Origin of the sequence: Streptomyces humi, from assembly GCF_001005085.2 — a bacterium.
GTDB classification, from domain to species: Bacteria; Actinomycetota; Actinomycetes; order Streptomycetales; family Streptomycetaceae; genus Streptomyces; species Streptomyces humi.
Window position 1 is genome coordinate 18,321 of record NZ_LBMU02000081.1, and the last position, 23,115, is coordinate 41,435.

Here is a 23,115-nt window from a genome sequence, read left to right on the forward strand (position 1 = left end):
ATGCCCCGCTCCAGAAGCCGTTCCCGGCGCCTCGCCGCCGACCTCGGGCTGCTCGTCGTGGCCGCCGCGTTCGTGCTCCCGCTCGCCTGGGTGCTGCTGTCCGCCGTCGACCCGCACGCCGATCTGCGGGTGAAGATCCCGGACGGGTTCACGCTCGGCAACTTCGACGCGATCCTCACCCCCGACATCACCTACACCCCGCTGCTCAACAGCCTGATCCTGTGCGGCGGCGCCACCGCGCTGACCGTCGCCTGCGCGGCCCTCGCCGCCTATCCGCTCTCCCGCTACCGGTCCCGGCTCAACCGGCCGTTCCTGCTGTCCATCCTCTTCGCGACCAGCCTGCCGATCACCGCGATCATGGTGCCGGTCTACGCGCTGTTCGTACGGGTCAACCTCATCGACACCATGCAGGGCACGATCCTGTTCTTCGCCGCCTCCCAACTCCCGTTCGCCATCTGGCTGATGAAGAACTTCATGGACGGCGTGCCGAAGGAGCTGGAGGAGGCCGCCTGGACGGACGGGGCCAACTCCGCCCAGTCGCTGGTGCGGATCGTGCTGCCGCTCATGGGACCCGGGCTCGCCGTCGTCACCGTCTTCGCCTTCGTGATGATGTGGGGCAACTTCTTCGTCCCGTTCATGCTGCTGCTCTCGCCGGACCAGATGCCCGCCTCGGTCAGCATCAACGACTTCTTCGGCAACCGTGGCCTGGTCGCCTACGGCCAGCTCGCCGCGTTCTCCGTCATCTACTCGACGCCGGTGATCCTGCTGTACGTGCTGGTCGCGCGGCGGCTGGGAGGCGGGTTCGCACTGGGCGGCGCCGTCAAGGGATGAACAGGACGACCAGGTGATCGAAACAGTACGTTCCCACAATCCGTGTTCCTGGCCGAACGGACCGTAGTCAGCACCCCCGCCCGCCCCTACCTTGTCGGCTGTGCGCCGACCCCCAGCTCTGCCGAACCAGCCAGGTCCCCCCTTCGACGCCCCCGCCGCGCGCAGACTCCGGTCCGCGCTCGGCATGGGGCCCGAGCACGTGGCCCACGACCTGCGGGCGTCGTACGGGATGCCGTACGCCACGCCCGATCTCGTGCGTGCCTGGGAGCAGGGGGCCGTGGTCCCCACCAGTCCCGAACTCACCGCGCTCGCGGGGGTGTTGTGGTGCTCGCCGGGAGACCTGATCGGCCGGCCGCGCACCCTGCGCGAACACCGGATCGCGCGGGGCGTCGCGCCGGAGGACGTGGCCATGGCGGTGGGTCTGGAACTCCTCCCCTACCTGGACATGGAGGAAGCCGGGGACTGGCGGGGCACGGAGCGGCAGTCCGCGGTCCTCGCCGACCTCCTCCAGCTGTCCCTGCCGGACTTCGTCACCGTCACCGGGAAGGAGGAGAAGCTGGCCGACCTGCTCCGCGGCGCGGTCACCACCCGCTGGCAGGCCCATGTCCGGCAGGTGGGCAAGCTGGTCCCGCTGGACAGACACCTGATCGAGAACGCCCTGCGCGAACTCCACGAGGACTACCAGGGCCGCATGACGGCAACGCTGTCATGGGGCGACTCACCCGCGTCGGCGCACGCCCAGCAACTGGGCGAGGACTTCCTGAGCCGGATAGTGACGCACTTCTGGAACGCGATGGAAAGGGGGGACTTCTGAACGCCCGAGGCTGAACGTGCCCCGTCAGGGGCGCCGGCCTAGAAGACCGACTCCGCCTCGTCCATCCGGTCCTTCGGGACCGTCTTCAGCTCGGTCACCGCCTCCGCGAGCGGCACCATCACGATGTCGGTCCCCCGCAGTGCGGTCATCTTCCCGAACTCCCCCTGGTGCGCCGCCTCCACCGCGTGCCACCCGAACCGCGTCGCGAGGACGCGGTCGTAGGCCGTCGGCGTGCCGCCCCGCTGGACGTGTCCGAGGATGACCGGCTTGGCCTCCTTGCCGAGCCGCCGTTCCAGCTCGTACGCCAGGGCCGTACCGATGCCATGGAAGCGCTCGTGGCCGTACTGGTCGATCTCGCCCTTGCCGTAGTCCATCGTGCCGTCGGCGGGATGGGCGCCCTCCGCCACGCACACCACGGCGAACTTCTTCCCGCGGGCGAACCGCTCCTCGACCATCTTCACGAGGTCGGCGGGGTCGAAGGGCCGCTCGGGCAGGCAGATGCCGTGCGCGCCCGCCGCCATCCCGGACTCCAGGGCGATCCAGCCGGCGTGCCGGCCCATCACCTCGACGACCATCACCCGCTGGTGGGACTCGGCGGTGGTCTTGAGCCGGTCCATCGCCTCCGTGGCGACGCCCACCGCGGTGTCGAAGCCGAAGGTGCGGTCGGTGGAGGAGATGTCGTTGTCGATGGTCTTCGGGACGCCCACCACCGGCAGGCCGGCGTCGGACAGCATGCGTGCCGCCGTCAGGGTGCCCTCGCCGCCGATCGGGATCAGCGCGTCGATGCCGAACTCCGCCACCATGTCGGTGGCCCGGTCGCACGCCTCGCGGAGCCGGTCCCGCTCCAGTCGCGACGAGCCCAGGATGGTGCCGCCGAGGGCCAGGATGCCGCCGACCGCGTCCAGCTCGAGGGGGCGGTAGTGGCCGTCGAGCAGACCCCGGAAACCGTCCTCGAAGCCGATGACCTCGTCGTCGTACTGTGCGACCGCGCGATGCACCACCGATCGGATGACGGCGTTCAGTCCGGGGCAGTCGCCGCCTGCGGTGAGAACTCCGATACGCATGGTGGTGTGTCTCCTGCTCGCTTTCGTGACCGATGAGCCGATCCGATTGTTTCATGTCGTGCGGGGCACCGAAATCCTGACGGGCGCCTTATCCGGCACCGGGGGTATTGTCAAGAGGGTTCTGCTCACCTCGGTGGGCGATTTTTATGCCGAAGACGAGATGCAGGGAACGGAGTGTGCGCACGTGACGCGCAGCGTGTACGTGACCGGGATCGACCGCGGCGACGGCCGGCAGGTCGTCGAGCTGGGCGTGATGGAGCTGCTGACCCGGCAGGTCGACCGGGTCGGGGTGTTCCGGCCCCTCGTCCACGACGGTCCCGACCGACTGTTCGAGCTGCTGCGGGCGCGCTACCGCCTCTCCCAGGATCCGGCGACGGTGTACGGCATGGACTACCACGAGGCGTCCGCCCTCCAGGCCGAGCAGGGCGCCGACGAGCTGGTCTCCACCCTGGTCGACCGGTTCCACCTGGTGGCCCGGGACTACGACGTCGTCCTGGTCCTCGGCACCGACTACGCGGACACCCAGTTCCCCGACGAGCTGTCCCTGAACGCCCGGCTCGCCAACGAGTTCGGGGCCTCGGTGATCCCCGTGGTCGGCGGCCGTGACCAGAACGCGGAGTCGGTGCTCGCGGAGACCCGCAACGCGTTCCGGGCGTACGACGGCCTCGGCTGTGACGTGCTGGCGATGGTCGCCAACCGGGTGGCCCGCGAGGACCGGGACGAGATAGCCGAGCGGATCGACGGGCGGCTGCCGGTGCCGGTGTACGTGCTGCCCGACGAGCCCGCCCTGTCCGCGCCGACGGTCGCCCAGATCAGCCACGCCCTGGGCGCGAAGGTGCTGCTCGGCGACGACTCGGGGCTGGCCCGGGACGCGCTGGACTTCGTCTTCGGCGGGGCGATGCTGCCGAGTTTCCTGCCCGCCCTGACCCCGGGCTGCCTGGTCGTGACCCCGGGCGACCGCGCGGACCTGGTCGTGGGTTCGCTGGCCGCGCACAGCGCCGGCACCCCGCCGATAGCCGGGGTGCTGCTCACCCTGGGCGAGCGGCCCACCGACGAGATCCTGACCCTCGCCGCCCGGCTCGCCCCGGGCACCCCGGTGCTCTCCGTGCCCGGCAACAGCTTCCCGACCGCCGCCCAGCTGTTCGCCCTGGAGGGCAAGCTGAACGCGGCCACCCCGCGCAAGGCGGAGACCGCGCTGGGCCTGTTCGAGCGGTACGTCGACACCTCCGGCCTCAACAAGCGGGTCTCGGCGCCGAGCACCGGCCGGCTCACCCCGATGATGTTCGAGCACAAGCTGCTCGAACAGGCCCGCGCCGACAAGCGCCGGGTGGTCCTCCCGGAGGGCACGGAGACCCGCGTGCTGCACGCGGCGGAGGTGCTGCTGCGCCGGGGCGTGTGCGACCTGACCCTGCTCGGCCCGGTCGACCAGATCCGCAAGAAGGCCGCCGACCTCGGTGTCGACCTGGGCGACGCCCAGCTGATCGACCCGGCCACCTCCGAACTGCGGGACGCCTTCGCCGAGCGGTACGCGCTGCTGCGCGCCCACCGGGGCGTGACCGTGGAGCTGGCCTACGACGTGGTCTCCGACGTCAACTACTTCGGGACGCTGATGGTCCAGGAGGGGCTGGCCGACGGGATGGTGTCGGGTTCGGTGCACTCGACGGCGGCCACCATCCGGCCGGCGTTCGAGATCATCAAGACGGAGCCCGGGTCGTCGATCGTCTCCTCGGTGTTCTTCATGTGCCTCGCCGACAAGGTGCTGGTGTACGGCGACTGCGCGGTCAATCCGGATCCGGACGCCGCGCAGCTCGCCGACATCGCCATCCAGTCGGCCGCCACCGCCGCCCAGTTCGGCGTGGAGCCGCGGATCGCGATGCTGTCGTACTCGACGGGTACGTCGGGTTCGGGCGCCGACGTCGACAAGGTGCGGGAGGCGACCGGGCTGGCGCGCTCGCGGCGACCGGACCTGATGATCGAGGGGCCGATCCAGTACGACGCGGCCGTGGAGCCGAGCGTGGCCGCCACCAAGCTGCCGGACTCCGAGGTCGCCGGGCAGGCCAGCGTACTGATCTTCCCGGACCTGAACACCGGGAACAACACCTACAAGGCCGTGCAGCGGTCGGCCGGCGCCATCGCGGTGGGGCCGGTGCTCCAGGGGCTGCGCAAGCCCGTCAACGACCTGTCCCGGGGCGCCCTCGTCCAGGACATCGTCAACACCGTCGCCATCACGGCGATCCAGGCCCAGAACCCGAGCGGGAAGGCAGCCCTCCAGTGAGCCCCAGTCGTGTCCTCGTCCTCAACTCCGGCTCCTCGTCGGTGAAGTACCAGTTGCTGGACATGCGGGACGGCAGCCGGCTGGCGACGGGGCTGGTCGAGCGGATCGGCGAGCAGACCTCCCGGCTGAAGCACACCTGCGCGGCCGGTGGCGGGACCCGGGAGCAGAACGGGCCGATCGCCGATCACGAGGCCGCCCTGAAGGCCGTGGCGGACGAGCTGGAGCGGGACGGCCTCGGGCTCGACTCGCCGGAACTGGCCGCGATCGGGCACCGGGTGGTGCACGGCGGGATGTTCTTCACCGAGCCGACGGTGATCGACGACGCGGTGCTCACCGAGATCGAGCGGCTGATCCCGGTCGCCCCGCTGCACAACCCGGCCAACCTGACCGGTATCCGCACCGCGCGGGCGCTGCGCCCCGACCTGCCGCAGGTCGCCGTCTTCGACACGGCGTTCCACACGACCATGCCGGAGGCGGCGGCCCGTTACGCCATCGACCCGAAGGTCGCCGACCGGTACCGCATCCGCCGCTACGGCTTCCACGGCACCTCGCACGCGTACGTGTCCCGGGAGACGGCGCGGCTGCTGGGGAAGGCACCGGAAGAGGTGAACGTGATCGTGCTGCACCTGGGCAACGGGGCGTCCGCCTCGGCGGTCCGCGGCGGCCGGTGCGTGGACACCTCCATGGGGCTGACGCCTTTGGAGGGTCTGGTGATGGGAACTCGTTCCGGCGATCTGGACCCGGCCGTCATTTTCCATTTGGCACGAGTTGGCGGAATGTCCATGGACGAGATCGACACTCTTCTCAACAAGGGGAGCGGTCTGTTCGGACTGTGCGGTGACAACGACATGCGGGAGATCCGGCGCCGGATCGACGAGGGCGACGAACAGGCGAAGCTCGCCTTCGACATCTACATTCACCGTCTGAAGAAGTACATCGGCGCCTACTGCGCGGTGCTCGGCCGGGTGGACGCGGTGGCGTTCACGGCCGGCGTCGGGGAGAACGCGGCGCCCGTGCGGGAGGCGGCCGTGGCCGGCCTCGAGGGACTTGGCCTGGCCGTCGACCCGGAGGCGAACGCCGTTCGGGCGGACGGGCCGCGGCTGATATCGCCGACGGGTGCGCGGGTGGCCGTCGCGGTGGTGCCGACGGACGAGGAACTGGAGATCGCCGAGCAGACGTACGCGCTGGTCGGAAGTAAACCCGGAAGTAACCACGGCGGCGCCGACGAATAACAGCTGAGCATATCGGCGCCCATTTGTATCTTCCGCCAGACCGAATATTCCGCAGCGAAACAAACCGATAGGATCGCCCCATGCGCCGTTCGAAAATCGTCTGTACTCTCGGCCCCGCGGTCGACACCCACGAGATGCTCGTCGCCATGATCGAGGCGGGTATGAACGTGGCCCGGTTCAACTTCAGCCACGGCTCCCACGCCGAGCACCAGGGGCGGTACGACCGCGTCCGGGCCGCCGCCAAGGAGACCGGCCGCGCCATCGGCGTCCTCGCCGACCTCCAGGGCCCGAAGATCCGTCTGGAGACCTTCGCCGAGGGACCGGTGGAGCTGGAGCGCGGTGACGAGTTCGTCATCACCACCGAGGACGTCCCGGGCGACAAGACCATCTGCGGTACGACCTACAAGGGCCTGCCGGGCGACGTCTCGCGCGGCGACCAGATCCTCATCAACGACGGCAACGTCGAGCTGAAGGTGCTGGACGTCGAGGGCCCGCGGGTGAGGACGATCGTCATCGAGGGCGGTGTCGTCTCCGACCACAAGGGCATCAACCTGCCCGGCGCGGCCGTCAACGTGCCCGCGCTGTCCGAGAAGGACGTCGAGGACCTGCGGTTCGCGCTGCGCATGGGCTGCGACATGGTCGCGCTGTCCTTCGTGCGGGACGCCAAGGACGTCGACGACGTCCACCAGGTGATGGACGAGGAGGGCCGCCGGGTCCCCGTCATCGCCAAGGTGGAGAAGCCGCAGGCGGTGGAGAACATGGAGGGCGTCGTGATGGCGTTCGACGCCGTCATGGTGGCCCGTGGCGACCTGGCCGTCGAGTACCCGCTCGAGAAGGTCCCCATGGTGCAGAAGCGGCTCATCGAGCTGTGCCGGCGCAACGCCAAGCCGGTGATCGTGGCGACCCAGATGATGGAGTCGATGATCACCAACTCCCGTCCGACCCGCGCCGAGGCCTCCGACGTGGCCAACGCGATCCTGGACGGCGCCGACGCGGTCATGCTGTCGGCGGAGTCCTCCGTCGGCGCGTACCCGGTCGAGACCGTCAAGACGATGTCGAAGATCGTCGCCGCGGCCGAGCAGGAACTGCTGAGCAAGGGCCTTCAGCCGCTCGTGCCGGGCAAGAAGCCGCGTACGCAGGGCGGTTCGGTCGCGCGTGCCGCGTGCGAGATCGCGGACTTCCTCGGCGGCCGCGGCCTGGTCGCCTTCACGCAGTCCGGTGACACGGCCCGCCGTCTCTCCCGCTACCGCGCCCAGCAGCCGATCATCGCCTTCACCACCGACGAGAACACCCGCAACCAGCTCACCCTCAGCTGGGGCGTGGAGTCGCACGTGGTGCCGTTCGTGAACAGCACGGACGAGATGGTCGACATGGTCGACCAGGAGATCGCGAAGATCAAGCGCTTCCACCCGGGTGACACCGTCATCATCACGGCCGGTTCGCCCCCCGGTGTCCCCGGCACCACCAACATGCTCCGCGTCCACCACATCGGCGGCATCAACAAGTGACGCCCCCGTGACGGGTTCCGCACGACGGAAAGGGCTGTGCCCCGCCGAACCGGTGTTCGGCGGGGCACAGCCCTTCTCGCGGCTCCCGGACGGGTCTGTGGTGGTGCTCAGCCGGCTCCGTCGGTGGTGTACACGTGCATCCCGGGCACGTGCAGGGTGCCGCCGAACTGGGCCGCCTGGACGACCTTCACGTTGGTGAAGTAGATCAGCGGGATGTTCAGCGGCGGCGGGCTGTCCGGGCTGAACGTGATCGGGATCAGACCGAAGAGGTTGCCGGAGATCGACTCCGTGTACATCGTCGTGTCGCCGTCGCGGATCGTGGACGTCGAACCCGAGGCCGCCTGCACGTGGTAGGTCTTGTCGATCTTCGTGTCCTTGACCGTCTGGTGCAGGTCGCCGATGTCGGTGCCGCCGGAGATGACGTACTTCAGCACCTTCTTCGTCTTGCCGCTGGCCGTCTTCACCTCCACGACACCCTGGTAGTCGGCGCTCTTCAGCAGCAGCGAGCTGGCACTGAGGTACCAGGGGTCGTCCGCCACCGCCACCTTGTTGTCGACACCGCTCACGTCGTCGGTGGCGGCCTCGCAGTCGTCCGCCGACGTGGTGGAGCTCGCGGACGGGCTCGGTGAGGCGCTGGAGGTGGCGTCGTCGGCCGCCTCGGTGGCGTCCTTGGTGACCTCGTCGGCCGCCTTGGTCGCCGTGTCCGTGGTGTCCTTGACGGTGTCCGTGACCTTCTTGACGGTCTTGGACACGGTGTCGGAACCGCTGTCCTTGCTCGACGACGAGGACGACGAGGACGACGACGAGTCGGAGCCGGCCGAGGCCGACGGCGTGGGGGTGGCGCTCGCCGTGGAGTCCGACGAGGACGAACTCGTCGTGCTGCCGCCGCTGAGGATGCCGGTGATGGCGTCCCCGATGGAGTCCAGCAGGCCGCCGCCGCTGCTCGCGGAGGCGGACGGCGACGGGGTGGCCGTGCCGTCGGACCCGGACGAGCCCGAGGAGGAGCCCGAACCGTCCGACGACGAGGACGACTTGGTCGCGGACGGCGTCGGCGTGGCCGTGTCGTCGGAACCTGAATCCGACGAGGACGACTTGCCGCCCGACGACGACGTGGAGTCCTTGGCGTCGTCCGACGCCGTGGCGGACGGCGTCGCCGAGTCCGTGGCCTTGTCGCTCGCGCTCGCCGAGGCGGAGGGCGAGGCGGAGTCCAGGGCGGAGACGCAGTTCTTGTAGTCCTCCGCGAGGCTCTTCGACGACGCCGACGTGTTGTTCGTGTCCGCGATGGCGAGCGTCGAGGTGAAGCCCATGCCCATGATGACGGCCGTCGGCATCGCCACGGAGGCTATCGCCTTGCCGGCCGGCATCTGGAATCTGGTGAACAGCGGCTTCTTGGGTGCCGCATGGCGCGGCCCGGTTCTCACACGGGACTCGTCCACCTCAGTCCCGTGGGTCACCTCGTCAGCCGGCACTGTGCCTCCCGTTCGCCCCGTTCACCGGGCTCGTTCCTGACAGGTCGTTCTCCTCCGGGGCGGTGAAGCCCTGGGAGGGGCCGCCGTCGACCACGCCGTCCGAACCCGCGAGGTAGGGGGCCTCGTCCGGTGCGCTGTCCCCGGCCGGGGGCATCTCGCCCTCCGGCTGCGGCTGCGGGGGAGCACCCGGCGCCCAGGCCACGGCCATCGCTCCGCCGATCAGGGCGAGCAGGAAGCCCATGACGAAGCCGCCGAAGTTGGACACGGGGAGGGACACCAGCGCCAGCAGGATCGCGGCGACTCCCGCGAACGTGCGGATGTGCTTCTGGTACCAGACGCTGACGCCCAGGACGATGAGCAGCACGCCGATGATCAAGGACCCGGCACCCGCGGTGGTCGCCATCGCGATCGTGAGGTGACCGACCTGGAGATGCGCGTACGGGAAGTACATGATCGGAAGGCCGGCGAGCAGCATGTAGAAACCGGCCCAGAACGGCCGGGTGCCCCGCCAGGCGCGGAACTGCTGCCTCCGGCGGGTGAACTGGCCGGGTGCGGCAGAGGTCTCGGCGCTCATGGAAACAGCTCCCTGGTGCGGCGTTGCTGTGGTGTGTTGCTGTGATCGGGCGGTGGTGGTGCGTTGTACCGCGTGTGAAGACCGTGGACAGAAGGGGCAAGGGCGGGGGTGCCGTCGGCTCCCCCGCCCGTCACGGAGTGCTTAGTAGCACTCCGCTCCCTTCGTCGAGATCGACATGTGCAGACCGCTCAGCTTGAAGGTGGCGGCGGTGGTCGCCCACGCCGTCTGCTTCACGCCGGTCAGCGAGGCGTGGTCCGCCTCCTGCGCGAACCCGTACGGGTTCGTCTTGCCGGCCTTGAGCTCGTCCTGCTTGATGCCCGGACCCTTGGTCGAGTCCTGCGCCGCGACACCGATGTTGATGTTGGTGAACGTCGCGTCGGCGTTGAGGTCGTCGAGGTCGATGTAGAGCTTGGTCGCCTCGACCGGCTTCTTCGGGTCGGTACCCGCGTGCAGGATCAGGCTGACGTTCCCGAAGAACGGCACATTCGGGGTGACCACGGACTGGCACAGGTTGGTGATCGTGGCGCTGTTGAACGCCGAGACCGCCACCGGGTGCGCCGTCTTGTCACCCGTGAGGGTGTAACCGGAGTCGACGGCACCGTACTGGACGAAGCCGTCACCTTCGAGCGAGTCCGCCGTGACCTTGAACTGCTGTCCCGACACACTGAACGACGCGGCGAGAGCGCCCTGCGCGAGGGCGACACCTATACACGCCGTGGCGGCCACGCTGGGCACCATGACCACAGCGAACCGCTTCCATCTGGTCCCGCCACGCACCTGGGACTCCATATTTCCTCCTTCTCGGACGTACATCTCCTGGCCCGGGATCGCCACCGGCGGCGGCTCGGCCGGGCAGGGATGGGAGAAGTGCTACGTCCTCGGAAGGGGAGCGCCCGCGCTCGGAGGCGCGAACCGCACCTCGATCACCGGCGATCACCCCCGAGCGACAACCACTGGTCGCGCCTGACACGCATCACGCACAACCTTGCCGGACAGGCTTCGCCGTACAGGCGAAGACCCCCCTGCCCAAGAGCCGGCGTCACTGCCGCCGACTCTGCTCGGTGGGGACCCAGATGAACCCGTGGACCCGACCGGCTGTCGGGGTACGGGAATGGACCGAGCGTCGCCGATCGTGGTGCATTCTCGCCGCCCGCACAAGGGCCTTCGTTACTCGGTAGTAACGGCCGGATAACCGAAGGACGACCCGCCGGTCTCGGAGTGCGACGCTGGGTGGCATTCAAGGGCAGAACAAAACAGTTGATCCCTGGACGGAATCGGACAGGCCAACGCCCCTGATTTACTGCGAGTAACAGCGACTGCGATTACCAAGATTTGGCAAAGAGCAGTCGCTGTGACCCCATGTCGGCCAATCTTTCACTCGGGCATCACAGGACGTGACGTTTAGCGACTGGTCAGAAGCCGGTTCAGAACAGCGCCCGTGCCAACGCCCGGCGTGCGCCGACGACTCGGGGATCGTCGGTGCCGACCACCTCGAAGAGTTCGAGCAACCGGCGCCGTACCGCGTCCCGGTCGTCCCCGGCGGTCCGCTGCACGGTCTCGATCAGCCGCCCGAACGCGTCCTCGACGTGCCCGCCCACCAGGTCCAGGTCCGCGGCGGCGATCTGCGCCTCGGCGTCGGCCGGCTTCTCGGCCGCGTCCTTGCGCACCTGCTGCGGGTCCATCCCCTGTACCCGCTGGAGCAACTCGGCCTGGGCCAGTCCCAGTCTCGCCTCGCTGTTGGCCGGGTCGTCGCTCAGCACGTTCCGGTAGGCCTGGACCGCGCCGCCGAAGTCACCGGCGTCCAGCGCCTGCACGGCGGCTTCGAGGAGGGCGTCGTGGGGACCCGCCGGCATCGCGGGCGCCGGCTGGGCACCGGGCTGCGCGTCGGCGTCGACGACGAGTCCGGTGAGCCCGAAGCGCTGCTCGGCGACCTGGATCAACTGGTCGAGGGTGCCGCGGATCTGCTCCTCGCCGGCCGCCCCCTGGAAGAGCGGCAGCGCCTGCCCGGCGACCACCGCGAAGACGGCCGGGATCCCCTGGACCCCGAACTGCTGCATCAGCATCTGGTTGGCGTCGACGTCGATCTTGGCCAGCAGGAAGCGGCCGTTGTACTCGACGGCGAGACGCTCCAGGACCGGGCTCAGCTGCTTGCAGGGCTGACACCACTCGGCCCAGAAGTCGATGACGACGGGGACTTCGGCGGACCGCTGGAGGACATCGCGCTCGAAGCCGGCTTCGTCGACGTCGATGACCAGGTCGGCCGGGGCGACGGCACCGGCACCACCCTGCCGGGCCGCTTCGGCGCGCGTCTGCTCGGCCTTGGCCTTGGCCTCCTGGGCCGCCTTCACCGCGGCGAGGTCGACGACGCCGCTCATGGACATGTTCCGTGGCTGCATGCGCCTATCCTCCCCCGTTCCCGCGCGCAAGTGAAAAGCGTGGTGAAAGCCAGGTCTGCGGTACGTTTTCAGCGGGTGCCGGGTCCCCACCCCACACCTGTGGTCGTCGCCCGTGCGGTCGCCACGAGCTTTCGCTACGAGTCGTAGCGTAATGCCATCGGGGTCCCGCGCGACACCGGTTTCCGGTGATCTCCCTCACGACCTCACACGAACCGCCGGTTATGGTCGAGGGATGCAGAGCCGCACCCCCGCCAGCCGTACCGGCCGCCCGCGCAGCGCCGCCGCGGACGCGGCGATCCTGGCGGCGACGCGGCAGGCACTGGTGGAACTGGGCTGGTCCAAGCTCACCCTGGGAGACGTGGCGACCCGGGCCGGGGTGGCGAAGACGACGCTCTACCGCCGCTGGGCCGGCAAGAACGAACTGGTCGTGGACGCGGTGGCGGAACTCTTCGACGAACTCGAACTCCCCGACCGCGGCAGCCTGGCCGACGACATCGAGGGCGTGGTGCTCCAGTTCGCGGCGATCCTGGACCGTCCGGAGGCCAGGAGCGGCCTGATGGCGGCGGTGGCCGAGTCGACCCGGGACGAGGCCCTGAGGGAACGTATCCGCACGTCCATCGTGGACCGCCAGAAGCGGCTCGTCCTGGAAGGCCGGACCCGGGCCCAGTGCCGGGGCGAACTCCCCACGGAACCGGACCCGGGCGCGGCCGCCCGCACGGTGGACCTGATCTTCGACATGGTGGCGGGCGCGGTCGTGCACCGCACCCTGATGAGCGGCAAACCGGCGGACGCGGACTGGGTACGCGACTTCACCCGGGTACTGCTCCAGGGCCTCGGCTCGGAGCGGGCCGAGGCGGCCGCCCCACCGGGCGACGGCGGTCAGGGCGTATCGGCGTCGTGAGGCAGGCGGGGCTTTCGCCACACGCCCCTAGAACCCGGCCGGCTCCGTGTACACCCCCCACTCGTCCCGCAGCACCCCGCAGATCTCGCCCAGGGTGGCCTCCGCGCGTACCGCGTCGAGCATCGGGGCGATCATGTTGGCGCCGGACCGGGCGGCGGCCAGCATGGCGTCCAGGGCGGTGCGCACCGCGGCGTCGTCGCGGGCGGCCCTGCGCTCGCCCAGCACCCGCACCTGCTCGCGCTCCACCTCGTGCGAGACCCGCAGGATCTCCAGGTCGCCGGTGACGGAACCGGTGTGCACGTTGACGCCGACGACCCGCTTGTCGCCCTTCTCCAGCGACTGCTGGTAGCGGAAGGCGGACTCGGCGATCTCCCCGGTGAACCAGCCGTCCTCGATGCCCCGCAGGATCCCGGAGGTGACCGGCCCGATCGGGTGCCGGCCGTCCGGGTGGGCGCGCAGTCCGCGTTCCTTGATCCGGTCGAAGATCTTCTCGGCGTCGGCCTCGATCCGGTCGGTGAGCTGCTCGACGTACCAGGAACCGCCCAGCGGGTCCGCCACGTTGGCGACCCCGGTCTCCTCCATGAGCACCTGCTGCGTGCGCAGCGCGATCTCGGCGGCCTGCTCGCTGGGCAGGGCGAGGGTCTCGTCCAGGGCGTTGGTGTGCAGCGAGTTGGTCCCGCCGAGCACCGCCGCGAGCGCCTCCACGGCCGTGCGCACCACGTTGTTGTACGGCTGCTGGGCGGTCAGCGAGACCCCGGCGGTCTGGGTGTGGAAGCGCAGCCACTGCGCCTTCTCGGACCGCGAGCCGTACACGTCGCGCATCCACCGCGCCCAGATCCGGCGCGCGGCCCGGAACTTGGCGATCTCCTCGAAGAAGTCGACGTGCGCGTCGAAGAAGAAGGAGAGGCCGGGCGCGAACACGTCCACGTCGAGCCCGCGGCTCAACCCCAGCTCCACGTACCCGAAACCGTCGGCGAGCGTGTACGCCAGCTCCTGCGCGGCCGTCGCCCCCGCCTCGCGGATGTGGTAGCCGGACACGGAGAGCGGCTTGTAGGCGGGGATGCCGGCCGCGCAGTGCTCCATCAGGTCGCCGATGAGGCGCAGATGGGGCTCGGGCTGGAACAGCCACTCCTTCTGTGCGATGTACTCCTTGAAGATGTCGGTCTGGAGCGTGCCGTTGAGGACCGACGGGTCGACGCCCTGCCGTTCGGCGGCGACCAGGTACATGCAGAAGACCGGTACGGCGGGCCCGCTGATGGTCATGGACGTCGTCACGTCGCCCAGCGGGATGTCCTTGAACAGGACCTCCATGTCGGCGGCGGAGTCGATGGCGACCCCGCAGTGCCCCACCTCGCCGAGCGAGCGCGGGTCGTCCGAGTCGCGTCCCATGAGGGTCGGCATGTCGAAGGCGACGGACAGACCCCCGCCGCCGTTGCCGAGGATCATCTTGTAGCGCTCGTTGGTCTGCTCGGCGTTGCCGAACCCGGCGAACTGGCGGATGGTCCAGGTCCGCCCGCGGTAGCCGGTCGGGTACAGCCCGCGGGTGAAGGGGTATTCACCCGGCCAGCCGATCCGCTCGAATCCCTCGTACGTGTCACCCGTCCGGGGCCCGTACACGGGCTCCACGGGGTCACCGGAGAGCGTCGTGAAGTCCGCGTCCCGCTTGCGGGCCGCGTCGTAACGGGCCTGCCACCGTCGGCGGCCCTCTTCGATGGCGTCAGCGTCCATACCCTCGAATTTACTAGGACGTCCAAGTAAATGTCGATGGAAACCGCCGCACGGGTGTCCGTACGGCGGTGTGCGCCGGATCTCAGGCCTTGGCGGCGACCGGGGCGCCCTCGGTCACCCTGGCGTCGAGCTCACGGGTGACCTTGCGCTCCACGAAGAAGGCGGCCGTCGGGATCGTGCCCGCCAGCAGCACCCACAGCTGCTTGCCGACCGGCCACTTCGCCTTGGAACCCAGGTCGAAGGCGAAGACCAGGTAGACGACGTAGAGCCAGCCGTGCGCGATGGCGACGACCCGCGTGACGTCGGCCGCGCCGTCGATGTCCAGCCCGTACTTGGCGATCATGCTCAGGCACAACAGCACCAGCAGCACACCGGTGACGTAGGCCAGGACGCGGTAGCGGGTCAGCACGCTCTTTTTCATGGGCACGAGCGTAACCACCCGTTCCGGTAGATCTTGCCCCGGGGCACCGCTCGGCGGGCGGCGCGTTCAGTCCTCGTCGAAGTCGTGCGCGGAGACCCTGAGCGGGCGCAGCATCGCGAAGATCTCGCCGCACTCCTCGGCGTCGTACACGCCGAGTCCGAAGTCCATCGCCATCAGGTCGCGGGTGGCCGCCTCGACGACCTCACGGCCCTTCTCGGTGATCGTGGCGAGCGTGCCGCGCCCGTCGTTGGGGTTGGGCCGCCGGGCGACCAGACCGGACTTGACCAGCCGGTCGACGGTGTTCGTCACGGAGGTGGGATGCACCATCAGACGCTCGCCGATCTTCGACATCGGCAGTTCGCCGGCCTTGGAGAAGGTGAGCAGGACCAGCGCCTCGTAGCGCGCGAACGTCAGCCCGTACGGCTTGACCACCGCGTCGACCTCGGCCAGCAGGATCTGCTGGGCCCGCATGATCGAGGTGATCGCTGCCATCGAGGGGACGCTCCCCCAGCGCTGCTTCCAGAGGTCGTCGGCACGGGCGATGGGGTCGAAGGGGAGACTGAGTGGCTTGGGCACGCCACCGACCCTACCGGCCGGTCATATAGCGGTCAGCCCTGTCTCGGCTTTCGGTCACCTCGGCCCGCGACCCGGGGCGCCCCCTCCGTCAGGACGCCGGCGGAACCGCCCGCCGGGCCGCCACGGCGAGGGCGCAGCAGCACACCACGCCCACCACCCCGGCCGCGGCCACCGTGGTCCGTACCCCCACCGCCTGAGCCGCCACCCCCGCCAGGGTCATGCCGACGCCCTGGATGGTCATCAGCCCCGCGCTGAGCACCGTCATGGCGCGGCCGCGCAGCTCCTCCGGCACGGCCCGCACGAACCACTGGTCCAGACCCAGCGTGTACGCCGACCCGGCGCCCGCGAGCAGCAGCAGGAGCAGCGAGCCGGTGAGGGAGGGGTGCAGGGCGTACCCCAGGTACGGCAGCAGGGTGAGGCAGACCAGCGGGAGGGCGATCCGCTCCCGGGCGGCGGGGCCGAGCCGGGCCCCCGCGTACAGCTCCCCGGCGACCGTGCCGACCGGCAGCGCGCACATCAGCAGGCCGAGGCCGGGGGATCCGGTGCCGAGCGCGTCGGCGTAGGGGGCGGCCAGCGCCTCGGGGACGACGGCGAACATCGCCGGGATCCAGAAGAGCAGGAGCAGCAGGCGGACACGGCGGTCGGCGAGCAGTTGGCGGGTGCCGCCGCCTTCGCGGACCCGGGCGCGGGCGGGCCGGTGCCGGGTGCCCAGGCGCAGCAGCGCGGCCGAGGCGAGGAAGCCGGCGACGGTGATCAGCAGCGCGTGGCGCGGGGCGAGGACGGCGAGCAGCAGGCCGCCGAGGCCGTAGCCGACGAGCAGCGCGCTCTGCGCGACGATGCGCAGCAGGGAGCGGCCGAGCACGAACAGGTCGCCGCCGCCGAGGATGTCGGAGAGGGTGGCCATCCGGGTGCCGGCGAACACCGGCGAGACGACGGCCAGCGCGCAGCGCAGCCCGAGCAGCACGCCGATCCCGGTTCCCGGTACGGCCATCGCGGCCACGCAGCCCGCGCACACCAGGTCGCACACCACCAGCACCCGGCGGGCCGGGAACCGGTCGCCCACTCCGGCCAGCAGGGTGCCGCCGACCAGGTAGGGCAGAAAGCCGAGCGCGAAGGTCAGCGCGCTGAGCAGCGGCGACCCGGTGAGGTCGTACACCAGCACGGACAGCGCGATCTCGCTGACGATCACGCCGAGCATGGACAGGACATGGGCGGCGAAGACGGCACGGAACTCGGGAACGGCGAGGACCCGGCCGTAGCCGACGGGCCCGGACAGGGCGGGAGCGGACATGGGCCCCAGCGTGCCCGCGCCAGGCCCGCCGGCTTAGAGTTTCGGCACCAGCCGAATCTTCACGCTCTCCCTCACACCGACACCGACGCCCCCACCCACACGTACAGGGACACGTACACCGCCTCTGTCTCCGCCCCGTCCGACCAGTCCGCGCACGTGGGCGCCGCCGGCCCGGGGCCCGATCCGCCGCCGTCGGCAGACCCGCCGCCACGCGCCGCCACGACTCCGGGCCGCCACGACTCCGGGCCGCTTCGCCTCCGTGGCGGGCGCCGTCGAGGCGACCGCCGTCGGAGCGGGCACCGTCGGGGCGGGCACCGGCCGGGAGCACCCGCTCCCCTTTCTCCTCCAGGATCCGCCATGCCCTCCCACCTTCACTTCGACGAGGACGACTTTCTGCGGTGCCGGTTCGTCGTGTCGCCGGTGTGGGAGACGCAGGAGGCGGTGCGTACGCTGCGGCGGCCGGACCGGCACGGTTATCACGCGCCGTGGCTGCGGCGGATCCGGGCGGTGGCCGACGGCCTCGATCTGACCCCGCTGTGGCTGCTGATGCCCCGGCGCGGTCACACCCCGGACTGGCTGGTGCCGCCGCCGTCCGGCCCCGCGGCCTCGATCGAGGAGGAGCTCGCGGTCCTGCGGGCGGTGGACCCGGAGACGGCGCGGGCGGACACCGCGCGGTCGCTCGCGGACACCCCCGGCGCGCTGGAGTCGGCGACGGGCCGGGCCTGGCTGGCCGATCCGGCGCGCCTGGTCCGGGAGCTGACGGACGCCCTGGAGGCGGCCTGGCAGGTCCTGGTCGCCCCGGACTGGCCAAGGCTGCGCGCCCTGCTGGAGGCGGACATCGCCTTCCACTCCCGGCGGCTCGCGGAGGTCGGTCTGGGCGGGCTGCTGCCCGAGATCCACCGCCGCTGCGGCTGGCGCAGCGGGACGCTGACCGTGCAGTCGGCGGGTGTGCACGAGCGGCGGCTCGGCGGTCAGGGCCTGGTGCTGATGCCCAGCGTGTTCACCTGGCCGGACCTGATCAGCTCCTTCGACCCGCCCGCGCACCCGACGCTGGTCTACCCCGCCCGCGGCATCGGCGGCCTGTGGACCGACCCGGCCGCCACCGCGCCGGACGCCCTGGTGCGGCTGCTGGGCCGGGGCCGGGCCGCCGTCCTCACCGCGCTCACCGACCCCGCCACCACCACGGCACTCGCCCACCGGCTCGGGCTGGCCCCGTCCTCGGTCTCCGCCCATCTGACGGCGCTGCGCGACGCGGGCCTGCTCACCTCCCGCCGCTACGGCCACCAGGTGCTGTACGAACGGACCCCGCTGGGCATCGCCCTGGCGTCGGGCGCCGCGGCCCCCGGAGACGACTGAGCGCCCCGGCCGTGGTGGCCCGGGGCGCTGTCCGCCGTCGACTGGCGGCTGGCGGCTACCCGGCGAGGTGCCGCTCCACCGTCTCCACCTTGCTGGTGAGTCCGTCGGTGACGCCGGGCCGGATGTCCGCCTTGAGCACCAGGGAGACCCGCGGAGCGCGTGCCTCCACGGCGGCGACGGCCCGCCTGACGACGTCCATGACCTCGTCCCACTCGCCTTCGACCGAGGTGAACATGGCGTCGGTGCGGTTGGGCAGCCCGGACTCGCGCACGACCCGGACCGCGTCGGCCACGTACTCCCCCACGTCCTCGCCGACGCCCAGCGGCGTCACGGAAAAGGCGACGATCATGCGTTGACCACGCCTTCCTTGCGGGCGCGGGCGGCGATGACCGCGTTCTCGGCCTCCCGGCGCAGCTTGCGCTCGGCGAAGAAGCCGCCGGTCGGCAGCACGGAGAGGACGAAGTACAGGGCGGCGGTCCCCAGGGACCACTTGGTGCGGCTCCAGGCGTCCGCCCAGAAGATCACGTACAGGATGAACAGGACACCGTGGACCGCGCCCATCACGGGCACCGCGTTGAAGTCCGTGGTCCGCTTCAGCACCGAGCAGAGGAGGAGGATCAGGAAGGAGACGGCCTCCGGGGCGGAGACCAGGCGCAGGCGGCGGATGGCGGTGGCGGTCTTGATGTCCACGAGTCACCTTCGGGGGGAGAGACGTCCACTCTTTGTGAACGCGGGCACAAACGTCCCCCCATTGTGGCAAGGGAGCCTCGCGGACCCGGCGCGGGGGTGCGGGGTGGCTCCGAGACGGAGGGGGGTGCCGCGCGATGACGAGGAGGACGGCGCGCCCCAGAGGTCCGGCGTCGGCCTGACGGCCGGCACTGCGGTCGTCCGGCTGCCCGGGGAACGGCGGCCGGGCCCCCTAGGGGACGGATCCGGGGTGACGTCCACCCACGGGACCTGTCGCCGCCGTCGGCCTGCGGCTACCTTCACAGCGTGGCGATGTTCCGACTTCAGGGCAGCAAGGTGCTCGCCGTCGAGATGACCGGGGACGCCGTGAAGGCGAAGAACGGCTCGATGGTCGCGTACGACGGGCAGATGACGTTCAAGAAGATGAGCGGTGGCGGTGAGGGTCTGCGGGGGATGGTGACCAGGCGGCTCACCGGCGAGCAGATGACGGTGATGGAGGTGAAGGGGCACGGGACGTGCTGGTTCGCGGACCGGGCGTCCGAGATCAACCTGGTCGGCCTCCAGGGCGACAAGCTGTACGTCGAGTCCAGCAACCTGCTGGCGACCGACGCCGGCCTGCGCACCGGCACCACCTTCACCGGCCTGCGCGGCGCCTCCCAGGGCAACGGCCTGTTCACGACGACCGTCGAGGGCCACGGCCAGGCGGCGATCATGTCGGACGGCCCGGCGGTGGTGCTCCGGGTGAGCGGGCAGTACCCGCTGACCGTCGACCCGGGCGCCTACATCGCCCACCAGGGCAACCTCCGCCAGTCCTTCCAGTCGGGTGTGACGTTCCGCACGTTCCTCGGGGAGGGCGGCGGCGAGGCCTTCCAGATCCGGTTCGAGGGGGACGGGCTGGTGTACGTACAGCCGAGCGAGCGGAACACGATCGCGGGAGACGTGTGAGATGGCCCTGCGCGAGGTGAACTCCAAGATGGTCGAGGCGACCGTCGTCCCCGGGCAGCGGCTGTTCAGCCAGCGCGGGGCGATGCTCGCGTACAAGGGCGAGGTGTCCTTCACACCCAACATCCAGGGCGGCCAGGGCGGGATGATGTCCATGCTCGGCCGCCGGGTGGCCGGCGAGGCGACCCCGCTGATGACGGTCGAGGGCAGCGGCACGGTCTTCTTCGGGCACGGCGGCCACCACGTCCAGGTGATCACCCTCACCGGTGACACGCTCTACGTCGAGGCGGACCGGCTGCTCGCCTTCGAGGGCACGCTCCAGCAGGGCACGATGTTCATGGGCTCGCAGGGCGGGGTGATGGGCATGGTGCGCGGCCAGGTGACCGGCCAGGGCCTGTTCACCACCACCCTCAAGGGCCACGGCGCCGTCGCCGTGATGGCCCATGGAGGCGTCTTCGAGATCCCGGTCACCCCGCAGCGCCCGGTCCACGTCGACCCGCAGGCCTACGTCGCCCACCACGGCGACGTCCGCAACAAGCTGTCGACCGCGCTCGGCTGGCGGGACATGGTGGGCCGCGGCTCCGGCGAGGCGTTCCAGCTGGAGCTCAGCGGCAACGGCATGGTGTACGTGCAGGCGTCGGAGGAGAAGCTGTGAGCGCATACGGGGCCGCCGGACCGGTCGTGTACGACCCCATGACCCTGCCCGTCGACGACAACGTGAACAAGTACACCTTCTGTGTGGAGCTCAAGGGGAGCCAGTGGTTCCTACAGAAGGGGAAGATGATCGCCTACTACGGCTCGATCGACTTCAACGGCGTCGGGCACGGCCGTCTCGACCGTCTGGTCCGCACTTCCTTCCATTCGCCTCTGCACGCGAGCGACTGGGTGGTGGCGGAGGGCTCGGGCCGGATGCTCCTCGCCGACCGGGCCTTCGACGTCAATTCGTACGACCTCGACGACGGCAACCTGACCATTCGCTCCGGCAACCTGCTCGCTTTTCAGCCAAGTCTCGCTCTGAAGCAATCAATCGTTCCGGGTTTTCTGACCCTTATCGGAACCGGAAAGTTTGTGGCCGCGTCCAACGGTCCGGTGGTGTTCATGGAACCCCCGATCCGGGTGGACCCTCAGGCGCTGGTGGGATGGGCCGACTGCCCCTCCCCCTGCCACCACTACGACCATGGCTACATGACAGGTGTCATGGGCGGTCTACGTGCGATGACGGGCCTCGGCGGGGCCTCCGGGGAGGAGCACCAGTTCGAGTTCGTGGGGGCGGGTACGGTCCTGCTCCAGTCCACCGAAACCCTGATGGCCGAGCAGGCCACGGGAGCGGTTCCGCACCAGCCCGGGGTACCCGGTGGCGGAGGCCCTTTCACAGGGCCTCCACAGCAGCAGCCCACACCGCGCCTTCCCGGACAGCTGGGAGACCTCCAGCGTCGCTTCGGGCTGTGAGCGGTAGTCTGCGGAGTGTGACATCGAACGCGTGCGCACAGTCACACCACCCTCACTAGTTCGCCTTTCAACATTTTAGGTAGACTTCATTCATGGAGACCGAGACGGCCACGCGCTGGCTGACCGATGCGGAGCAGTGCGCCTGGCGCACCCACCTGGAGGTCAACAGGCTGTTGACGTACCAGCTCGAAAAAGATCTACAGCCGTTCGGGCTGACGATGAACGACTACGAGATCCTGGTGAACCTGTCCGAGTCGGAGGACTACCGGATGCGCATGAGCGACCTCGCGTCCGCCACGCTCCAGTCCAAGAGCCGGCTCTCGCACCAGGTCACCCGTATGGAGAACGCGAACCTGGTCCGCCGTGAGAACTGCGAGTCGGACCGCCGCGGGCTGTACGCCGTCCTCACCGAGCACGGCATGGAGACGATGAAGAAGGTGGCGCCACATCATGTCGCCTCCGTGCGACGGCACTTCATCGACCTGCTGTCGCCGGAGGCACTGATAGAGCTGGACAAGGGCCTGAAGCCGATCGCGGAGCACCTGAGGGGCCAACGCGGGCGCCCGTGACGGCAGACGGCACACGAAAGCGGCGGACGAGGGTTCAGGTCTCGTTCGCCGCTTGCCGTACCGCCCGGTGACTAGCCCTCCGTCAGCCCCGCCACCAGTTCGTCCGCCGCGCGGTACGGGTCCAGTTCACCGGCCACGATGCGTTCCGCCAGCGCGTCCAGGTGACGGTCCCCGTGCAGGTCGCCGATGCGTTCACGGAGCGCCGTCACGGCGATCGTCTCGACCTCCCGGGAGGCGCGGGCCAGCCGGCGCTCCGCCAGGACACCCCGCTCCTCCATCCACGCGCGGTGCTTCTCCAGGGCCTCCACGACCTCGTCGACGCCCTCGGCGCGGGCCGCGACCGTCCGCACGATCGGAGGGCGCCAGTCGCCGGGGCCGCGGGACTCGCCGAGGCCCAGCATGTGGTTCAGTTCGCGGGCCGTGGCGTCCGCGCCGTCCCGGTCGGCCTTGTTGACGACGTACACGTCGCCGATCTCCAGGATCCCGGCCTTGGCGGCCTGGATGCCGTCACCCATGCCGGGGGCCAGCAGGACGACCGAGGTGTCGGCCTGGGAGGCGATCTCGACCTCCGACTGGCCGACGCCCACGGTCTCCACCAGGATCACGTCACAGCCCGCCGCGTCCAGCACCCGGATGGCCTGCGGGGCCGCCCAGGCGAGGCCGCCGAGGTGGCCGCGGGTGGCCATCGAGCGGATGTAGACACCGGGGTCCGAAGCGTGGTCGGACATCCGGACGCGGTCGCCGAGGAGGGCGCCGCCCGAGAACGGCGAGGAGGGGTCGACGGCCAGCACGCCGACCCGCTTCCCCTGTTTGCGGTAGGCACTGACCAGTGCCGAGGTGGAGGTCGACTTACCGACACCGGGCGAGCCGGTCAGGCCCACCACGTACGCGTTGCCGGTCAGCGGGGCGAGTGCCGCCATGACCTCCCTGAGCTGCGGGGACGCCCCCTCCACCAGGGAGATCAGCCGGGCCACCGCACGCGGTCGGCCTTCTCTGGCCCCGGCCACCAGTGAGGAGACGTCCTGCATCACA

24 protein-coding genes are annotated in these 23,115 nt (G+C 70.3%); 12 read left to right on the plus strand and 12 right to left on the minus strand.

The genetic code is table 11. The annotated features are described in order from the left end of the window. Both AAW13_RS32265 and AAW13_RS32270 read left to right on the plus strand, forming a co-directional pair. Nucleotides 1–831: a carbohydrate ABC transporter permease gene (locus AAW13_RS32265; protein ID WP_046730853.1), complete on the plus strand. Its 831-nt coding sequence runs from the start codon at nucleotides 1–3 to the stop codon at nucleotides 829–831. Nucleotides 832–931: 100 nt separating this feature from the next. Continuing rightward, complete coding sequence (locus tag AAW13_RS32270; RefSeq protein ID WP_071659750.1) at nucleotides 932–1,645, plus strand: helix-turn-helix domain-containing protein; 714 nt, start codon at nucleotides 932–934, stop codon at nucleotides 1,643–1,645. Nucleotides 1,646–1,683: 38 nt separating this feature from the next. Here AAW13_RS32270 and AAW13_RS32275 read toward each other — a convergent pair whose 3' ends face one another. Next, entirely contained in the window at nucleotides 1,684–2,709 is a 1,026-nt protein-coding gene (locus tag AAW13_RS32275) for an ATP-dependent 6-phosphofructokinase (RefSeq protein WP_046730851.1), read from the minus strand. Nucleotides 2,710–2,893: 184 nt separating this feature from the next. On the opposite strand from AAW13_RS32275, the gene pta reads away from it, so the two are divergent. From pta to pyk, 3 genes are all read left to right on the plus strand, one after another. After that, nucleotides 2,894–4,984: a phosphate acetyltransferase gene (gene pta, locus AAW13_RS32280; RefSeq protein WP_046730850.1), complete on the plus strand. Its 2,091-nt coding sequence runs from the start codon at nucleotides 2,894–2,896 to the stop codon at nucleotides 4,982–4,984. Continuing rightward, a complete protein-coding gene (locus tag AAW13_RS32285; RefSeq protein ID WP_046730849.1) occupies nucleotides 4,981–6,216 on the plus strand; it encodes an acetate kinase in 1,236 nt (411 codons plus the stop codon). The genes pta and AAW13_RS32285 overlap by 4 nt, the downstream gene beginning before the upstream one ends. A gap of 80 nt (nucleotides 6,217–6,296) precedes the next feature. Beyond that, nucleotides 6,297–7,724 carry a pyruvate kinase gene (gene pyk / locus AAW13_RS32290; protein WP_046730848.1) on the plus strand — a complete coding sequence of 476 codons (1,428 nt, stop codon included), beginning with the start codon at nucleotides 6,297–6,299 and terminating at the stop codon, nucleotides 7,722–7,724. 107 nt (nucleotides 7,725–7,831) lie between these two features. On the opposite strand, the gene AAW13_RS32295 is transcribed toward pyk, so the two are convergent. From AAW13_RS32295 to AAW13_RS32305, 3 genes are all read right to left on the minus strand, one after another. After that, on the minus strand, nucleotides 7,832–9,193 hold the full coding sequence (locus tag AAW13_RS32295) for a hypothetical protein (protein WP_206306302.1): 1,362 nt from the start codon (nucleotides 9,191–9,193) through the stop codon (nucleotides 7,832–7,834). Further along, the gene (locus tag AAW13_RS32300; protein ID WP_046730847.1) at nucleotides 9,183–9,767 is read right to left on the minus strand and encodes a DUF6114 domain-containing protein; all 585 of its coding nucleotides are present in this window, start codon (nucleotides 9,765–9,767) and stop codon (nucleotides 9,183–9,185) included. Before AAW13_RS32300 ends, AAW13_RS32295 begins: the two co-directional genes overlap by 11 nt. A gap of 141 nt (nucleotides 9,768–9,908) precedes the next feature. Continuing rightward, a complete protein-coding gene (locus tag AAW13_RS32305; protein ID WP_046730846.1) occupies nucleotides 9,909–10,556 on the minus strand; it encodes a DUF6230 family protein in 648 nt (215 codons plus the stop codon). Between AAW13_RS32305 and AAW13_RS47105 the strand changes: the two genes are divergently transcribed. Further along, complete coding sequence (locus AAW13_RS47105; protein WP_143145058.1) at nucleotides 10,504–10,734, plus strand: hypothetical protein; 231 nt, start codon at nucleotides 10,504–10,506, stop codon at nucleotides 10,732–10,734. The two genes, AAW13_RS32305 and AAW13_RS47105, sit on opposite strands and share 53 nt — an antisense overlap. Before the next feature lie 457 nt (nucleotides 10,735–11,191). Here AAW13_RS47105 and AAW13_RS32315 read toward each other — a convergent pair whose 3' ends face one another. Then, complete coding sequence (locus tag AAW13_RS32315; protein ID WP_046730845.1) at nucleotides 11,192–12,163, minus strand: tetratricopeptide repeat protein; 972 nt, start codon at nucleotides 12,161–12,163, stop codon at nucleotides 11,192–11,194. 232 nt (nucleotides 12,164–12,395) lie between these two features. On the opposite strand from AAW13_RS32315, the gene AAW13_RS32320 reads away from it, so the two are divergent. Then, complete coding sequence (locus AAW13_RS32320) at nucleotides 12,396–13,064, plus strand: TetR/AcrR family transcriptional regulator (RefSeq protein ID WP_046730844.1); 669 nt, start codon at nucleotides 12,396–12,398, stop codon at nucleotides 13,062–13,064. Between the two features lie 27 nt (nucleotides 13,065–13,091). Here AAW13_RS32320 and AAW13_RS32325 read toward each other — a convergent pair whose 3' ends face one another. The 4 genes from AAW13_RS32325 to AAW13_RS32340 form a co-directional block, all read right to left on the minus strand. Next, a complete protein-coding gene (locus AAW13_RS32325) occupies nucleotides 13,092–14,792 on the minus strand; it encodes a coenzyme B12-dependent isobutyryl-CoA mutase large subunit (protein WP_046730843.1) in 1,701 nt (566 codons plus the stop codon). Between the two features lie 82 nt (nucleotides 14,793–14,874). Next, nucleotides 14,875–15,213 (minus strand): DUF3817 domain-containing protein, encoded by a 339-nt coding sequence (locus AAW13_RS32330; protein ID WP_046730842.1) that lies wholly within the window; start codon nucleotides 15,211–15,213, stop codon nucleotides 14,875–14,877. A 66-nt stretch (nucleotides 15,214–15,279) separates the two neighbouring features. Next, nucleotides 15,280–15,789: a MarR family winged helix-turn-helix transcriptional regulator gene (locus AAW13_RS32335; protein WP_046730841.1), complete on the minus strand. Its 510-nt coding sequence runs from the start codon at nucleotides 15,787–15,789 to the stop codon at nucleotides 15,280–15,282. An 88-nt stretch (nucleotides 15,790–15,877) separates the two neighbouring features. Next, entirely contained in the window at nucleotides 15,878–17,080 is a 1,203-nt protein-coding gene (locus AAW13_RS32340) for an MFS transporter (RefSeq protein ID WP_046730840.1), read from the minus strand. Nucleotides 17,081–17,437: 357 nt separating this feature from the next. Here AAW13_RS32340 and AAW13_RS32345 point away from each other — a divergent pair, with 357 nt between their 5' ends. After that, the gene (locus AAW13_RS32345) at nucleotides 17,438–18,436 is read left to right on the plus strand and encodes an ArsR/SmtB family transcription factor (RefSeq protein WP_046730839.1); all 999 of its coding nucleotides are present in this window, start codon (nucleotides 17,438–17,440) and stop codon (nucleotides 18,434–18,436) included. Nucleotides 18,437–18,491: 55 nt separating this feature from the next. Here AAW13_RS32345 and AAW13_RS32350 read toward each other — a convergent pair whose 3' ends face one another. Beyond that, nucleotides 18,492–18,785 (minus strand): MTH1187 family thiamine-binding protein, encoded by a 294-nt coding sequence (locus AAW13_RS32350; protein WP_030187368.1) that lies wholly within the window; start codon nucleotides 18,783–18,785, stop codon nucleotides 18,492–18,494. Next, entirely contained in the window at nucleotides 18,782–19,126 is a 345-nt protein-coding gene (locus AAW13_RS32355) for a DUF3817 domain-containing protein (RefSeq protein WP_046730838.1), read from the minus strand. The genes AAW13_RS32350 and AAW13_RS32355 overlap by 4 nt, the downstream gene beginning before the upstream one ends. Nucleotides 19,127–19,435: 309 nt before the next feature. Here AAW13_RS32355 and AAW13_RS32360 point away from each other — a divergent pair, with 309 nt between their 5' ends. From AAW13_RS32360 to AAW13_RS32375, 4 genes are all read left to right on the plus strand, one after another. Next, nucleotides 19,436–20,068, plus strand: a complete 633-nt coding sequence (locus tag AAW13_RS32360) for an AIM24 family protein (RefSeq protein ID WP_046730837.1) — start codon at nucleotides 19,436–19,438, stop codon at nucleotides 20,066–20,068. 1 nt (nucleotide 20,069) lies between these two features. After that, nucleotides 20,070–20,720 (plus strand): AIM24 family protein, encoded by a 651-nt coding sequence (locus tag AAW13_RS32365; RefSeq protein ID WP_046730836.1) that lies wholly within the window; start codon nucleotides 20,070–20,072, stop codon nucleotides 20,718–20,720. Next, nucleotides 20,717–21,514, plus strand: a complete 798-nt coding sequence (locus tag AAW13_RS32370) for an AIM24 family protein (RefSeq protein ID WP_046730835.1) — start codon at nucleotides 20,717–20,719, stop codon at nucleotides 21,512–21,514. The genes AAW13_RS32365 and AAW13_RS32370 overlap by 4 nt, the downstream gene beginning before the upstream one ends. 92 nt (nucleotides 21,515–21,606) lie before the next feature. Next, on the plus strand, nucleotides 21,607–22,083 hold the full coding sequence (locus AAW13_RS32375) for a MarR family winged helix-turn-helix transcriptional regulator (RefSeq protein WP_046730834.1): 477 nt from the start codon (nucleotides 21,607–21,609) through the stop codon (nucleotides 22,081–22,083). A gap of 71 nt (nucleotides 22,084–22,154) precedes the next feature. Here AAW13_RS32375 and meaB read toward each other — a convergent pair whose 3' ends face one another. Next, nucleotides 22,155–23,111, minus strand: a complete 957-nt coding sequence (gene meaB / locus AAW13_RS32380; RefSeq protein WP_046730833.1) for a methylmalonyl Co-A mutase-associated GTPase MeaB — start codon at nucleotides 23,109–23,111, stop codon at nucleotides 22,155–22,157. Nucleotides 23,112–23,115 lie beyond the last annotated feature (4 nt).

Excerpts from the sequence above, each read along its gene's own strand:
- AAW13_RS32350 (WP_030187368.1), bottom strand. The coding sequence starts at position 18,785 with ATGATCGTCGCCTTTTCCGTGACGCCGCTGGGCGTCGGCGAGGACGTG.
- AAW13_RS32345 (WP_046730839.1), top strand. The coding sequence starts at position 17,438 with ATGCCCTCCCACCTTCACTTCGACGAGGACGACTTTCTGCGGTGCCGG.
- AAW13_RS32265 (WP_046730853.1), top strand. The coding sequence starts at position 1 with ATGCCCCGCTCCAGAAGCCGTTCCCGGCGCCTCGCCGCCGACCTCGGG.
- AAW13_RS32330 (WP_046730842.1), bottom strand. The coding sequence starts at position 15,213 with ATGAAAAAGAGCGTGCTGACCCGCTACCGCGTCCTGGCCTACGTCACC.
- AAW13_RS32305 (WP_046730846.1), bottom strand. The coding sequence starts at position 10,556 with ATGGAGTCCCAGGTGCGTGGCGGGACCAGATGGAAGCGGTTCGCTGTG.
- AAW13_RS32375 (WP_046730834.1), top strand. The coding sequence starts at position 21,607 with ATGGAGACCGAGACGGCCACGCGCTGGCTGACCGATGCGGAGCAGTGC.
- AAW13_RS32365 (WP_046730836.1), top strand. The coding sequence starts at position 20,070 with ATGGCCCTGCGCGAGGTGAACTCCAAGATGGTCGAGGCGACCGTCGTC.
- AAW13_RS32325 (WP_046730843.1), bottom strand. The coding sequence starts at position 14,792 with ATGGACGCTGACGCCATCGAAGAGGGCCGCCGACGGTGGCAGGCCCGT.
- AAW13_RS32300 (WP_046730847.1), bottom strand. The coding sequence starts at position 9,767 with ATGAGCGCCGAGACCTCTGCCGCACCCGGCCAGTTCACCCGCCGGAGG.
- AAW13_RS32315 (WP_046730845.1), bottom strand. The coding sequence starts at position 12,163 with ATGCAGCCACGGAACATGTCCATGAGCGGCGTCGTCGACCTCGCCGCG.
- AAW13_RS32320 (WP_046730844.1), top strand. The coding sequence starts at position 12,396 with ATGCAGAGCCGCACCCCCGCCAGCCGTACCGGCCGCCCGCGCAGCGCC.
- AAW13_RS32360 (WP_046730837.1), top strand. The coding sequence starts at position 19,436 with ATGTTCCGACTTCAGGGCAGCAAGGTGCTCGCCGTCGAGATGACCGGG.
- pyk (WP_046730848.1), top strand. The coding sequence starts at position 6,297 with ATGCGCCGTTCGAAAATCGTCTGTACTCTCGGCCCCGCGGTCGACACC.
- meaB (WP_046730833.1), bottom strand. The coding sequence starts at position 23,111 with ATGCAGGACGTCTCCTCACTGGTGGCCGGGGCCAGAGAAGGCCGACCG.
- AAW13_RS32340 (WP_046730840.1), bottom strand. The coding sequence starts at position 17,080 with ATGTCCGCTCCCGCCCTGTCCGGGCCCGTCGGCTACGGCCGGGTCCTC.
- AAW13_RS47105 (WP_143145058.1), top strand. The coding sequence starts at position 10,504 with ATGACCACAGCGAACCGCTTCCATCTGGTCCCGCCACGCACCTGGGAC.
- AAW13_RS32275 (WP_046730851.1), bottom strand. The coding sequence starts at position 2,709 with ATGCGTATCGGAGTTCTCACCGCAGGCGGCGACTGCCCCGGACTGAAC.